This window comes from Arthrobacter sp. SIMBA_036, assembly GCF_046535135.1.
In the GTDB taxonomy this organism is placed as follows: domain Bacteria; phylum Actinomycetota; class Actinomycetes; order Actinomycetales; family Micrococcaceae; genus Arthrobacter.
Map to the genome: position 1 here is coordinate 177,151 of NZ_JAWRXG010000008.1, position 14,161 is coordinate 191,311.

General features: G+C 62.8%; 8 protein-coding genes. 2 read left to right on the plus strand and 6 right to left on the minus strand.

The window, feature by feature from the left end:
- Positions 1-2: 2 nt before the first annotated feature.
- Entirely contained in the window at positions 3-3,212 is a 3,210-nt protein-coding gene (locus SB659_RS12700; RefSeq protein WP_410550636.1) for an Rne/Rng family ribonuclease, read from the minus strand.
- A gap of 468 nt (positions 3,213-3,680) precedes the next feature.
- Here SB659_RS12700 and SB659_RS12705 point away from each other — a divergent pair, with 468 nt between their 5' ends.
- Positions 3,681-4,364 carry a vitamin K epoxide reductase family protein gene (locus SB659_RS12705; protein ID WP_410550637.1) on the plus strand — a complete coding sequence of 228 codons (684 nt, stop codon included), beginning with the start codon at positions 3,681-3,683 and terminating at the stop codon, positions 4,362-4,364.
- 86 nt (positions 4,365-4,450) lie between these two features.
- On the opposite strand, the gene ndk is transcribed toward SB659_RS12705, so the two are convergent.
- From ndk to SB659_RS12730, 5 genes are all read right to left on the minus strand, one after another.
- Positions 4,451-4,870: a nucleoside-diphosphate kinase gene (gene ndk, locus SB659_RS12710; protein WP_261607945.1), complete on the minus strand. Its 420-nt coding sequence runs from the start codon at positions 4,868-4,870 to the stop codon at positions 4,451-4,453.
- A gap of 41 nt (positions 4,871-4,911) precedes the next feature.
- A complete protein-coding gene (locus SB659_RS12715) occupies positions 4,912-5,364 on the minus strand; it encodes a DUF4233 domain-containing protein (RefSeq protein ID WP_284978015.1) in 453 nt (150 codons plus the stop codon).
- Positions 5,365-5,366: 2 nt separating this feature from the next.
- A complete protein-coding gene (locus SB659_RS12720; protein WP_410550638.1) occupies positions 5,367-6,728 on the minus strand; it encodes a bifunctional folylpolyglutamate synthase/dihydrofolate synthase in 1,362 nt (453 codons plus the stop codon).
- A 3-nt stretch (positions 6,729-6,731) separates the two neighbouring features.
- Complete coding sequence (gene ileS, locus SB659_RS12725) at positions 6,732-10,064, minus strand: isoleucine--tRNA ligase (protein ID WP_410550639.1); 3,333 nt, start codon at positions 10,062-10,064, stop codon at positions 6,732-6,734.
- 319 nt (positions 10,065-10,383) lie between these two features.
- Complete coding sequence (locus tag SB659_RS12730; RefSeq protein ID WP_410550640.1) at positions 10,384-11,163, minus strand: SDR family oxidoreductase; 780 nt, start codon at positions 11,161-11,163, stop codon at positions 10,384-10,386.
- 84 nt (positions 11,164-11,247) lie between these two features.
- Between SB659_RS12730 and valS the strand changes: the two genes are divergently transcribed.
- Positions 11,248-13,869, plus strand: a complete 2,622-nt coding sequence (valS, locus tag SB659_RS12735) for a valine--tRNA ligase (protein ID WP_410550641.1) — start codon at positions 11,248-11,250, stop codon at positions 13,867-13,869.
- Positions 13,870-14,161 lie beyond the last annotated feature (292 nt).

A 14,161-nucleotide genomic window follows, 5' to 3' on the forward strand; every position in this document is an offset into this window, starting at 1 on the left:
CGCTACAGTTCCGACGCCGGTACGCCGACTCCGAGGATGATGGGCTCATCCGACGAAGCTTTCTTGGCGGGCTCGGCCGGAGCCTTTGCCTCGTGGGCCGATCCGCCGGAAGCGGCGCCCACTGTGTGCTCCACGCTTGTCTCGTTGGCAGCACCTTGGGCCCTGCTGGCGCTGCGGTTACGGCGGCCACGGCGCGACCCGGAAGCAGGCGCACGGCCCAGATCCTGCTGCGGGGCGGGAGCCGACGTTTCGGGCTCCGCTGCGGCGGGGGCCTGTTCAGCCGGTTCCTGTCCTGCGGGTGCCTGTCCTGCGTGTGTTTGTTCTGCGGACGCCGGAGCGTCTCCCAGATGAGAGAAAGCCTCAGCCAAAAGGTCCAAGCTCATGGCTGGCTTTGCCACTGGCTCCTCGTGGTGTTCGACGAACGGAAGGGCGACTTCCTCGCCGCCAAATCGCAGAACCGGGGTTGAACGGGTCTCGGAGACGTCGCTCGCGGCAGGCTCTGCATCGGGCAGCCCGGCCTGGGTGGTTCCCGAAACGGGCTCGCCGGATTCGCCTTGGCGGTGCGCCAGCTCCTCGGTGCGGTGAACCTCGTCGTCGTGCAGGTGCGCGGCATGTGCCGCAGCTGCGATAGTTGCCAGCGCCGCCCTTGTGGCCTCCGCCTTGGCTTGGCGCACCGGGTCCTGGCTTTCCGTGGGTGCCGAAGGTGCCGGCGCAGGCATGTGGGCTGGAACAGCGGCTTCCGCTGGCCCTTGTCCCCCACCCTTGCCGCGGCGACGCTTGCGATCGGTCCGGGCAGCGGGAGGTTGGGCCTCGGCGCTCGGCCGGTGATGCTCGGCTGCCACCACGTTGGCGCGGCGGTGTTCCACAGGTTCGTCATGGGTCACGATGCCACGGCCGGCGCAGTGTTCACACTGCTCGCCAAAGACCTCAAGGAGGCCGGTTCCCATGCGTTTGCGGGTCATCTGGACCAGCCCGAGGGAAGTCACCTCTGCCACTTGGTGCTTGGTACGGTCCCGCCCGAGGCACTCCACCATGCGCCGGAGAACCAAGTCACGGTTGGACTCCAGCACCATGTCGATGAAGTCGATCACGATAATGCCGCCGATGTCCCGCAGGCGTAGCTGGCGCACTACTTCTTCAGCAGCTTCGAGGTTGTTCTTGGTGACCGTTTCCTCAAGGTTTCCGCCGCTGCCGGTGAACTTGCCGGTGTTGACGTCCACCACGGTCATCGCCTCGGTGCGGTCGATGACCAAAGAGCCACCGGAGGGGAGGAAGACCTTACGCTCGAGTGCCTTGTGGATCTGCTCGTCGATGCGCCAGGCAGCAAAAATATCCTGGTCCTTGGTCCACTTTTCCAACCGTCCCACCAAGTCCGGTGCAACGTAGGTCACGTAGGCCTCGATGGTGTCCCATGCGTCGTCGCCCGAGACAATCAGCTTGGAGAAGTCCTCGTTGAAGACGTCGCGGACAACCTTAATAGTGAGGTCCGGTTCGCCGTAGAGCAGTTCCGGCGCCAAAACTTTGGTTGAGGACGCTTGGCCCTCGATGCCATCCCACTGTGCGCGCAGGCGGTTGATGTCATGGGTCAACTCTTCTTCCGAGGCTCCCTCGGCAGCTGTCCGGACGATGACGCCGGCGTGTTCCGGCAAGCGGTCCTTCAGGATGCGCTTGAGGCGGTTGCGTTCGACGTCGGGAAGCTTGCGTGAAATACCGGTCATCGAACCGCCCGGCACGTACACCAGGTAGCGCCCGGGCAGGGAGATCTGGCTTGTCAGCCTGGCGCCCTTGTGTCCCACCGGGTCCTTGGTCACCTGGACCAGCACGGAGTCACCGGACTTCAGCGCGTTTTCGATCCGGCGGGGTTGGCCTTCGAGGTTGACGGCGTCCCAGTTGACCTCGCCTGCGTACAGCACGGCATTCCGGCCGCGTCCGATGTCAACAAAGGCAGCTTCCATGGAGGGCAGCACGTTCTGGACCTTGCCCAAATAGACGTTCCCGATCAGGGAGTCCTGCTGGGTTTTGGACACGAAGTGCTCAGCCAGCACGCCATCCTCGAGGACGGCAATCTGAATCCTGTCGTCGCGCTGACGGACGATCATTTGCCGGTCCACAGACTCACGGCGGGCAAGGAACTCCGCCTCCGTGATGACCTGGCGGCGGCGTCCGGTCTCGCGGGACTCACGGCGCCTTTGTTTCTTGGCCTCAAGCCGCGTGGATCCCTTGACGCTGGTGACGCGGTTGGACGGAGCAGTCTCCGTGACCGGGCGCGGCGCGCGGACCCGTGTCACCGTGTTGGGCGGGTCGTCATCGGTCCCACCGGTCAGTTCGAGGTCTTGGTCTCCACGGCGACGACGGCGACGACGACGCGACGTCACGCCCTCCTCAAGTGCCTCCGCTTCCGGGGCGTCCTCATCATCGGACTCGGGCTCAGCGGAATCCTCGGGAGCGTCGTTCTCATCCCGTTCGGTCCCCCGACGGCCCCTGCGGCCACGGCTGCGGCGACGACGGCGGCTGCCCGCATCTTCAAGCTCGTCGTCCGCCACGACCTCAGCCGCTTCTTCCGGCTCGCTCGGCTTATCCTCCGGCGTCGCAACTCGCGGCACGGTCGTCAGGTCGGGGGCCTGGAAAATCATGGACGTGATGGAGACCGGCTCAAGGAAGAGGGACGTCGAGGCGGACGCAGTTGCTTCCTGCTCCTGTGTTGGTTCCTGTTCCGGTGCTGCTTCCTGTTCCGGGGCGGGGGTCTGCTCTGGTGCCGGTGCCTGCGTGTCTGCTGCAGTCGGCGTCGTTATTTCCGCCGCCTCTTCAGGGGCAGGTTCTTCCGCTACAGGCGCCTCTGCGGCCTCGACCTTGGGCTTTGCGGTCCGACGACGGCGTACTGGCTTTTCGGGGGCAGCGTCAGCAGGCGCTTCCGGCTGGGATTCGGCAGCAGCTTCGGGCACGGCGGCGGCTTCCTCGCCCAAACCAGGCAACGGCTCTGTGGGCTCGGCCTTCTTGCGGGGCCTGGTCCTGCGAACGGGCGCGGGGGCCCCGGCAATGGGCTCCTCGGCCCCAGCCTCGACGACTGGTGTTTCCGTCGTCGAGTCCGCGGCGGACTCTACTGTCGCCCTTGGCGCAGCCTTGCGGCGGGACCGGGTGACCTTCTTCGGCACGTCCGCGGTTTCCGCGGGGGCTGCTTCGTCGTTAACAGCTACAACTTGGTCATTATCCATATGTGGCAACGCTCCTGCCCCAGCGACGCCGCCACATCCGGCGCCCGGTGGGGCATTTATTGTCAAAACCCGCAGGCGTTGACAGAAGTCAGTAGTATGCCTTCCGGTTCGCACCATCATTGGGGTGCGGCAGCCCTCGAAGGCCGGTAGTTTTGCTCCGAAACCCGTTGTTTTGCTTTAACAACCAGGTGCCGTCCAGCGTTCTGGCGGGCCTACCTAGGATCACCAGATCCGGGCATGCCCTGCTCATGCTGGCGGTCTTGGGAACAAGCCACCGGACCGGAACCCGCATGTGGATCGGCTTCCAGCCATGTTCATTCTCTCACATCACCACGTAGTTCAACGGAAGCCCGCTGTGTCGCCTCGCTGTGAATGGCCCGGGGTTGCCCCCAGCCTCTACCGTTAGAATCCTCCCAAGAGCCGTTCCGGGGCAGGCCGGGCCACTTTTTGAAAAGGACTACATCCGCGATGCCAAGCACCGCCAGGGAAAACCTAGGCAATCAAGCTTCCACCAGGGCAGAAAACACGTCCAGCCAAGCTGAGGCGGCACCGAAGTCACTGCCCCGGATGGTTCGGGATAAGCCGTTTGGCTGGCTGTTGCTCATTACCGGCATTATCGGTTGGCTCGCTTCCGGGGACTTGGTCTTGGAAAAGCTCGATGTGCTCAAGGACCCCAACCACATCACCGTCTGCGATGTGAATCCCTGGGTTTCCTGCGGGGAAGTGATGAAGACGCCGCAGAGCTCGGTGTTCGGATTCCCCAACATGTTCATCGGAATCGTTGCTTTCGCCATCATCATCACCACCGCCATGGGACTTCTGGCCGGTGCAAAGTTCGCGCGCTGGTACTGGTTGGGCCTGCAAACAGGTGTGACCCTCGGGTTCATCTTCGTTGTATGGCTATGGTCCCAAGCCCTGTACGTCATCAACATACTTTGCCCGCTCTGCATGGTGGTCTGGTCCATCATGATCCCCTTGTTTGTCTGGGTGACCATCCGGAACATCTCCCACGGAGTCATCCCGGCTCCTGCCGGTCTGGTAAAACTGCTCGGCGATACAGGGTGGATCATCGTGGCGCTGCTTTACGTAGCCGTCATCGCCACGATCTTCTTCGCTTTCCTCCACGTGTTTGCCGGCACCTCCGGTTACTGACCCCTCCGAAAATTGCCCGCGAGGTGACAGTAAAGGCCAATGTTCGTCGTGAACATTGGCCTTTACTGTCATCTGGAAAAGTGTTTTTAGCTTGCGAACCAGATCTTGATCTCACGCTCGGCGGATTCGACCGAATCTGAGCCGTGGACCAGGTTCTGCTGGACGGCCAGGCCCCAGTCACGGCCGAAGTCACCGCGAATGGTGCCGGGTGCCGCCGTCGTCGGGTCCGTGGTCCCTGCCAGCGAACGGAAGCCTTCGATCACGCGATGCCCCTCGAAGACGGCAGCGATGACCGGGCCACTGAGCATGAATTCAACCAGTGGCTCGTAGAACGGCTTGCCCACGTGTTCCTCATAGTGCTGTTCCAGCAGTTCGCGGGTTGCGTTGACCTTCTTCAACTCTGCCAAGGTGTAGCCCTTGGCTTCGATCCGGGCCAGGATGCTGCCACTCAAGTTGCGGGCGACGCCGTCGGGCTTGACCAGGACAAGGGTCCGTTCAATGCTCACAGTTGCTCCAATACGGTTGGTTAGTGGGTTTCCCAGCCAGTTTACGGGGTTTGCGGGTCAGTCCCGTCATTGTGGGCAGCGGTCCATTCCGCTTGTTCCCGATCCCGCTGTGCCACTTCCCGGTCGATCCTGATCCCGGTCCGGATCCCGTACCACCAGCAGATCGCGAAGAGGATTCCAACCACGAACATGGTGGGCTCAGCCAAACCGGTCAGGATCAGCACTACCTGCAAAATCCAGCCGACGGCGATCCCCCACGGGCGGGACAACACGGCGCACGCCGCGATCAACACCACCGCCAAGGCTATGCCGACCCCAAGGATGATCGCTGGATTCACTTCGCCCCGCTTCAGGCCAAAGACCACGAGCGTTCCGAAGAACGCCACAAAGGCTTCGAGCAGGAGGACGGTGGAAGCGAACATCACTTTGGTGGAGCGTCGCTTCTTGGGCATACCCGGGCGCCACTCACGCTGTGCTTTGGTCATTTTCACCATGGTCAGGCGCCGGCCTTTCCGAGAAGGATCCGAGCCTCGGCAACAACCGTGATCGAACCGGTCACCAGGACGCCGCCAGCGAGGTCGTCATTGGATTCGGCGCGCTCAACGGCCCATTCAAGGGCGTCGTCGAGCTTCTCGGCGATATGCACATTGTCCTCGCCGAAGCCGAGGTCGACGGCGAGCTCAGCCAGTTCCGCTGCGGGTACGGCGCGGGCCGAGTTCGACTGGGTGAAGCAGAATTCCTCGGCGAGGCCGCCAAGGGATTCCTTCAGGGTCTTCAGGATTTCCTCGGCGTCCTTCTCGCGCAGGACCCCGACAACCACAACGAGCTTGCTGAAACTGAAGGCCTCTTGGATTGCCTCCGCAGAAACACGGATTCCCTCCGGATTGTGGGCCGCGTCCACCACCACGGTGGGGGCGGTTCGCACTACTTCCAACCTGCCCGGCGAGGTGACGGTACCAAAGGCCTCCCTGAGGACTTCGCCGTCGAGCTCTTTCTCTCCCCCGCCGAAGAATGCTTCCAGGGCGGCCACGGCAACAGCGGCGTTCTCGGCTTGGTGCGCTCCATGGAGCGGCAGCAAGAGGTCCTCATAGCGCCCGGCGAGTCCCTGGATGGTCAGCACCTGTCCCCCAACAGCGACGCTGCGTGACTCCACTCCGAACTCAACACCCTCGAAGCGGAAAGGCACATCCACCTCACGGGCCTTTTCCAGAAGGACCTGCGCCGCGTCCACCTCCTGGGCCGCGCTCACCAGGAAGCCGCCCGGCTTGATAATGCCGGCTTTCTCGTAAGCAATGTCCTCGGTGGTGTCGCCCAAAAGCTCGGTGTGGTCCCGGGAAATCGGCGTAATGACGGAGACCTGGCCGTCACCGACATTGGTGGCATCAGTGATGCCCCCAAGGCCCACCTCTATGACCGCTACATTTACGGGCTGGTCAGCAAAAACAGCAAATCCGAGAATGGTCAGGCACTCGAAGTAGGTCAACCGTGGCTCGCCTTTAGCTTCGAGTTCGCTATCAACGATTTCCAAATACGGCCGGATCTCGTCCCAGATCCGGACGAACGTTGCGTCCGGCACGGGCTCGCCGTCAATGCTGATCCGCTCCGTCACCTTGGACAGGTGCGGGCTGGTGTAGCGGCCCGTGCTCAGGCCGTGGGCACGCAGCCCGGCCTCGATCATGCGTGCAGTGGAGGTCTTTCCGTTGGTGCCTGTGATGTGGATGATCGGGTAGGCCTTGTTCGGCTCCCCCAGCACGTCCATGGCACGGAACAACGGAGCAAGGCGGGGTTCCATCTTGTTTTCCGGTGCGCGGCCCAAAAGTTCCGCGTACACACTTTCAACAGAGAATTCGTCAGTCATGGATCAGGCTCCTGCCTTGGTCACGGTGACCTGCGGTTCGTCGACGCCGGCCAACAGAACCTCGAGTTCGAGGCTCAGGGTCTCGGTTTTTACCAGTTCGGCATTGGCGTTGAGGGCATCAACAACGTCCTGGGCAGCCTCCACTGAGGTCCTGATGCGGTCACTGACGTTGAGCCCGGCATCCTTGCGTGCTTGCTGGATGGCACGGACCATGTCGCGGGCCAGGCCCTCTGCTGCGAGTTCAGGAGTGACCTCCGTGTTGAGGACCACGAAACCCCCGCCCGGCAAAACGGCCACCGCTTTGCTGGCGGCAGCACCGCCGTCGGACGCTTCCGCCACGACGGTCTCCAACGTGTATTCCTGGGGCTCGAGCTCGAGCCCGCCGGCCACAACCACACCGGCGTCATTGACGGACCAATCGCCGGACTTGGAGCCCTTGATGGCCTGCTGCACGTTCTTGCCCAACCGAGGGCCGGCGGCACGGGCGTTGACCACCAGCTTCTGCTGGATGCCAAACTCCTCCGGCGAGGCCGTAGTGGCGTCAAGCAGGCGCACGGAACGCAGGTTTAGTTCATCGGCGACGACGGCGGCGAAGCCTTTCAGCGCATCCGCGCCGGGTGCCACGACCGTGAGCTCCTGCAGCGGGAGCCGAACGCGCAGGTTGGCGCCCTTCCGCAGGCTCGAGCCCGTGGAGCAGATCTGCTGAACGCGGTCCATGGCCTCGACCAGGTCGGCGTCCGAGGGGAACAGCGCATCGTCAGGCCAGTCGGCCAGGTGCACGGAACGCCCACCGGTCAGGCCGCGCCAGATCTCCTCGGTCACCAACGGCAGCAACGACGCCGCCACGCGGCAGATGGTCTCCAATGCGGTGTACAGCGCATCGAAGGCGTCAACGTCCTCATCGAAAAAGCGCTGGCGGCTGCGGCGCACGTACCAGTTGGTCAGCATGTCCAAGTAACTGCGCAACTCGTCGCAGGCCCCGGAGATGTCGTAGCTGTCCAGGTTGACGGTGACGTTGCGCACCAGGTCGCCGGTGTTGGCCATGAGGTACTGGTCCAAGGTGTCGGCGTAGCCGTCGTACCGCAGCTTGGCGTCGTAACCCGACCCACCGTTGGCGGCATTCGTGTACAGAGTGAAGAAGCTGTACACGTTCCACAGCGGAAGGATGACCTGGCGGACACCGTCCCGGATTCCCTGCTCGGTGACCACCAAGTTGCCACCGCGGAGGATGGGACTGGACATGAGGAACCACCGCATGGCATCTGAGCCGTCGCGGTCCAGGACTTCGGACACATCCGGGTAGTTCCGCAGGCTCTTGGACATCTTCTGCCCATCGGAGCCCAGCACGATGCCGTGGCTGATGACGTTCCGGAAGGCCGGACGGTCGAACAACGCCGTGGACAGGATGTGCAGCATGTAGAACCAGCCACGGGTTTGGCCGATGTACTCCACGATGAAGTCGGCCGGGTTGTGGGTGTCGAACCACTCCTCGTTCTGGAATGGGTAGTGCACCTGGCCGTAGGGCATGGAGCCCGAGTCGAACCAGACATCCAGAACATCCTCCACGCGGCGCATGGTGGACTGTCCCTCTTCCGGTGTCCGCGGATCGTCCGGGTTGGGCCGGGTCAGTTCGTCGATGAACGGGCGGTGCAGATCCACCTGTCCCTCGTTGTTGAGCGGAAGGCGGCCAAAGTCGGCTTCGAGGTCGGCAAGCGAACCATAGACATCAGTGCGTGGGTACTCCGGGTCATCGGACTGCCACACGGGGATGGGTGAACCCCAGTACCTGTTACGGCTGATGGACCAGTCACGGGCATTCTCCAGCCACTTGCCGAACTGGCCGTCCTTGACGTTACCCGGGATCCAGTTGATCTCCTGGTTCAGCTCGGACATGCGGTCCTTGAACTTGGTGACTTCCACATACCAAGAGGAAACAGCGCGGTAGATCAGCGGGTTCCGGCAGCGCCAGCAGTGCGGGTAGCTGTGCTCATAGCTGGCCTGGCGGACCAGGCGGCCGTCGGCCCGGAGCACCTGGGTGATGGGCTTGTTGGCTTCGAAGACCTGCAGGCCGACGATGTCCGCGAGGCGGCCGTGGGCGAACAAGGGAAGGAATTTGGCGCCCTCGTCCACGGACAGGACCACCGGAATTCCGGCTTCTTCACAAACCTTCTGGTCATCCTCACCGTAGGCCGGAGCCTGGTGAACGATGCCCGTACCGTCGGTGGTGGTGACGTACTCGGCCACCAGGATGCGCCAAGCGTTCTGGGTGCCGTACTTTTCAGTATCGGCAAAGTCATCCCACAGCGGCTCGTACTCGAGCCCTTCCAGCTCGGAACCCTTGTAGGTGGCCGTCACAGCGCCCGCTGCGGCAGCCACGCCGTCGGCCCCGTCACCGTAGCCCAAATCCTTGGCGTAGGACCCCAAGAGGTCGGCAGCCAGCAAGAAGCTGCCCGTGACCGGTGCCTCCGCCGAAGCGGCCTTGATGCCATTCGGTCCCGCAGGCAAGACCGCGTAGGAGATGTCAGGCCCAACGGCGAGCGCAGCGTTGGTCGGGAGCGTCCAGGGCGTGGTGGTCCAGGCGAGCGCCTGCACACCGCCCAGTTCCTTGGAAAGTTCGGATTCCCCTGCCTTGATGGGAAAGGTTACTGTGACTGTTTGGTCCTGGCGGTTCTTGTAGACATCATCATCCATGCGGAGTTCATGGTTGGAGAGCGGTGTCTCGTCTTTCCAGCAGTACGGAAGGACGCGGTAGCCGTTGTAGGTCAGGCCCTTCTCGTGCAGCTGCTTGAAAGCCCAGAGGACCGACTCCATGTACTCGACGTTGAGGGTCTTGTAGTCGTTCTCGAAGTCCACCCAGCGGGCCTGGCGGGTGACGTAGGCCTTCCATTCGTTGGCGTACTTCATGACGGAGGCACGGCAGGCGTCGTTGAACTTGTCGATGCCCATGGCTTCGATCTGGGTCTTGTCCGTCATGCCCAGTTGCTTCATGGCTTCAAGCTCGGCCGGCAGCCCGTGGGTGTCCCACCCGAAGCGGCGCTCAACGCGCTTGCCGCGCTGGGTCTGGTAGCGGCCGACGAGGTCTTTGGCGTAGCCGGTCAGCAGGTGGCCGTAGTGGGGCAAGCCGTTTGCGAAGGGAGGGCCGTCGTAGAAGACGAATTCGTTGCTGCCGGCCGCCCCACCGGGAAGATCGCTGTCGCGCTGGTCGATGCTGGCTTGGAAGGTGCCGTCTTCATCCCAGTATTTGAGGATGCGTTCTTCGATTTCCGGGAACTTCACGGAAGCGGACACGCCGTGCGTGCCGGAAGAAGACGCTGAGGCCTTGGGGTAGTGGGTCATCTCATATCCTGTGATAGCTGGTGGACTGTCAGGATGCGAGGACGGCTCCTGCGCCGCTTGTCAGCGACACGGGTACCGCGGTACCACCTCACTTACCGGAACATGACGATCCGGCCGCTCATTACTGCTGTGACGGGCTTACCCGTCCGGTTCTACTTGGCCTGGATGCTCGTGCGGTTTCCCGCCGGGCGTTCAGTGCCGTTCTTCCGGAAGCTCACCGGTGATGGCCGGGTCGAAGCTGGTCCTTTTAGTCTAGCGGCAGCGGAGCGTTGGACTCTACTCGGCCGCCCCTGCACCGGCAGCAACCTTCTGGGGTGCTTTAGCCCTCTTTGCGGATCAGCTTATGGTTGGCGGCTTGGGCAACCGGGCGCACGGTGATGTGGTCCAAGTTGATGTGATGCGGCAAGGAGACGGCGTACTTGACGACGTCGGCTACGTCCTGGGCGGTGAGCGGCTTCTCTACCCCGGCGTAGACCTTATCGGCTGCTTCTTTGTCCCCGAGCCGGTTTAGTGCGAATTCCTCGGTGTAGACCAAGCCTGGTGCTACTTCGATAACCCTGAGGTTGTTGCCCACTTCTTCCAAGCGCAGCGCATTGGTCATGGCGTGCTGGGCGAACTTGGCGGCGTTATAGCCGCCGCCGCCCTCGTACGCGGCGAGCGCAGCGGTGGAAGTCAGGTTCAGGACCGTGCCCTCGCCGTTCTTGCGCAGCATCGGCAGGAAGGCCCTGGTGATCTTCATGGTGCCCAGAACGTTCACCTTGTACATCCAGTCCCAATCTTCGCTATCGGCATTGGCGATGGTGTCCGCACCACGAGCGCCGCCGGCGATGTTGATGAGGGTGTCGGCACCTCCGGCTTCGGTGACTGCCGCGAGCAGGGCCGCGACGTCGTCGTCGTGCGTGATATCCGCCGCGAACGGAACCGCTCCGGTCTGGGTACCTAGCGCCTGGAGCCGGTCGGCCCTGCGTGCCACGGCGAATACCTTCCATCCTGCGTCGGCCAAGGCCCTGACCGTCGCCTCGCCGATGCCGGTGCTGGCGCCCGTGACGACGGCGGTTTTGTTCAACGCTGCGGAGTTGTTGTGTGAAGGCAAAGTCATGGAACCACCATATCCGGCGCACAATGCCATCGGCTGGCTAACCCATGAGATTCAGCAGGCAAGAACCCATGAAACAATTGGTCCATGGCTGAATCAACGCAGGGTACAGACACGCCCGCCACCGCCCCGATCAACGTTCCCGACAAGCCGGCCCTTGAAGGCCTGGAGGCTGCTCTGACGCAGCGCTGGCTGGACGAAGGAACCTACAAGTTCAACCCGGACACCACCCGGGAGCAGGTCTACTCGATCGACACTCCCCCGCCTACGGCCTCCGGCTCACTCCACGTGGGCCACATGTTCTCCTTCACGCAGACCGACGTCCAGGCCCGTTACATGCGCATGACGGGGAAGAACGTCTTCTACCCCATGGGTTGGGACGACAACGGCCTGCCAACGGAGCGCCGCGTCCAGAACTACTACGGTGTGCGTTGCGATCCTGCGATTCCTTACAACGCTGACTACACTCCCCCGGCCCAGCCGGCTAAGAACCAGCGCGATTTCGACGTCGTTTCCCGCCAGAACTTCATCGAACTGTGCGAGGAACTTGCCGTTGAGGACGAGAAAGTCTTCGAGAACCTGTTCCAGACCCTTGGCTTGTCCGTGGACTGGGACCTGACGTACCGAACCATCGACGACGCCTCGCGGGCGGTCTCCCAGCGGGCTTTCCTGGCCAACCTGTCAGCCGGTGATGCTTACATGGCCGAAGCCCCCACGCTGTGGGACGTAACGTTCCGCACAGCCGTGGCGCAGGCCGAGCTCGAAGACCGCGAAGTGGCGGGTGCCTACTACCGCTACCCGTTCTTCACTGAAGACGGCGAAAAGATCTTCATCGAGACCACCCGTCCGGAACTTCTCGCGGCTTGCGCAGCTTTGGTTGCCAACCCCGACGACGAGCGGTACCAGCCCTTGTTCGGCAAGACCGTGAAGTCTCCCCTGTTCGACGTCGAGCTTGAAGTCAAGGCACACCCGCTCGCGAAGGCTGATAAGGGCTCCGGCATTGCCATGGTCTGTACGTTCGGTGACCTGACCGACGTCACGTGGTGGCGCGAACTGCAGCTTCCCACCCGGGCCATCATGGGGCGTGACGGCCGGATCCTTGCCGACACTCCGGAGTGGATCACCACGGAGGCCGGAAAGGAAGCCTACGCCGCCATCGCAGGCAAGACTGCCTTCTCTGCCAAGGAAGCGGTAGTAGAGCTGCTCAAGGCCGCGGACCTGCTCGATGGCGAACCCAAGAAGATCACCCACGCCGTGAACTTCTTCGAGAAGGGCGACAAGCCACTTGAAGTTGTCACGTCCCGCCAGTGGTACATCCGCAACGGCGGACGCGATGAGGAACGCCGCGAACGCTTGATCGGCCGCGGCCAGGAGATCGACTTCCACCCCGCGTTCATGCGCTCCCGCTACGAGAACTGGATCGCCGGGCTCAACGGTGACTGGCTGGTATCCCGCCAACGGTTCTTCGGCGTGCCGATTCCCGTCTGGTATCCCCTCGATGCCCAAGGCAACCCGGACTACGACAACCCGATCCTGCCCTCCGATGAGATGCTCCCCGTGGACCCCGCCGCGGATGCTGCCCCGGGATATGAGGAGTCGCAGCGCGATCAGGCCAACGGGTTCACGGGCGACGCCGATGTCTTGGACACGTGGGCTACGTCTTCCTTGACACCACAGATCGTGGGCGGCTGGAGCCGGGACGAGGAACTGTTCTCCAAGGTCTTCCCCTTCGACCTCCGCCCGCAGGGCCACGACATCATTCGCACGTGGCTGTTCTCGTCTGCCGTACGCGCAGACGCATTGCAGAACACGGCTCCTTGGAAGCACGCTGCCATCTCCGGCTGGATCCTGGACCCCGACCGCAAGAAGATGTCCAAGTCCAAGGGCAATGTTGTGGTGCCCACTGATGTGCTGAACGAGTACGGATCCGATGCCGTGCGCTACTGGGCTGCGTCTGCCAAGCTGGGAGCCGATACCGCGTACGAGATCGCCCAGATGAAGATAGGCCGCCGCCTTGCCATCAAGTTGCTCAACGCATCCAAGTTCGTCCTCAACCTCGGCGCTACGGAAAACTCAGTGGCTACTTCCGACCTGTCGGTCGTGACCAACCCGCTGGACCGTGCCCTGCTCGCCCAGCTGTCCGACGTCGTCGCGCAGTCCACCAAGGCGTTCGATAACTACGATTACGCCCGTGCCCTGCAGATCACCGAAACGTTCTTCTGGCAGTTCACGGACGACTACGTCGAACTCATCAAGGACCGCGCGTACGGTGCTGCAGGTGAGGCGGAGCAGGCTTCTGTCCTGGCGGCCCTCGCCACCACCCTCGATGCCCTGCTGCGGTTGTTCGCTCCGTTCCTGCCCTTCGCCACTGAGGAAGTCTGGGGCTGGTGGCGTAACGGTTCCGTCCACCGCGCCCAGTGGCCGGCGGCCCTGGAAATCAACGACGGCGACACCACCATGCTGGGCACTGTGGGCATTGCCCTCAGCGGCATCCGCAAGGCGAAGTCCGAGGCCAAGGTAAAACAGCGCACCGCTGTTCTCTCTGCGTCCATCTCGGCATCGGAGCTGCTGATTGCACAACTCAAGGCCGGCTTGGGCGACCTCAAGGCTGCCGCCAACGCCCAGGAAATTGCCCTGGTGGCGGGCGACGGCGATTTGACGGTCAGCGACGTTGTCCTCGCTCCGGCAGAGGAAGTGCCGGCGTCCTAGGCTGCCGGTCCTCGTTTTTGGGCAAAGGGGAAGCCCCATCAGCGTTTTGCCGTTGGTGGGGCTTCGACTTTGCGGCTGTCTGGTGACGTCTTGACAGTCTGGCGGAATCCTTGGACTTTCAGGTCTTCCTACCTCGTCACTGGTAGCTTGCTTCCAACTTTGCCAAAGGCTGCGTTGGTTGCATGTCACTGAATCTTCGGTTTCCGTGTCCCTCATCTTTCGAAGTGGGTAAGAACAATTGTTGTCCCGCTAACGGGGATGCACAAGGCCTTCGGCTGAACTACACATCTGT

Excerpts from the sequence above, each read along its gene's own strand:
- SB659_RS12700 (WP_410550636.1), bottom strand. The coding sequence starts at position 3,212 with ATGGATAATGACCAAGTTGTAGCTGTTAACGACGAAGCAGCCCCCGCG.
- SB659_RS12705 (WP_410550637.1), top strand. The coding sequence starts at position 3,681 with ATGCCAAGCACCGCCAGGGAAAACCTAGGCAATCAAGCTTCCACCAGG.
- SB659_RS12715 (WP_284978015.1), bottom strand. The coding sequence starts at position 5,364 with ATGGTGAAAATGACCAAAGCACAGCGTGAGTGGCGCCCGGGTATGCCC.
- SB659_RS12720 (WP_410550638.1), bottom strand. The coding sequence starts at position 6,728 with ATGACTGACGAATTCTCTGTTGAAAGTGTGTACGCGGAACTTTTGGGC.
- ileS (WP_410550639.1), bottom strand. The coding sequence starts at position 10,064 with ATGACCCACTACCCCAAGGCCTCAGCGTCTTCTTCCGGCACGCACGGC.
- SB659_RS12730 (WP_410550640.1), bottom strand. The coding sequence starts at position 11,163 with ATGACTTTGCCTTCACACAACAACTCCGCAGCGTTGAACAAAACCGCC.
- valS (WP_410550641.1), top strand. The coding sequence starts at position 11,248 with ATGGCTGAATCAACGCAGGGTACAGACACGCCCGCCACCGCCCCGATC.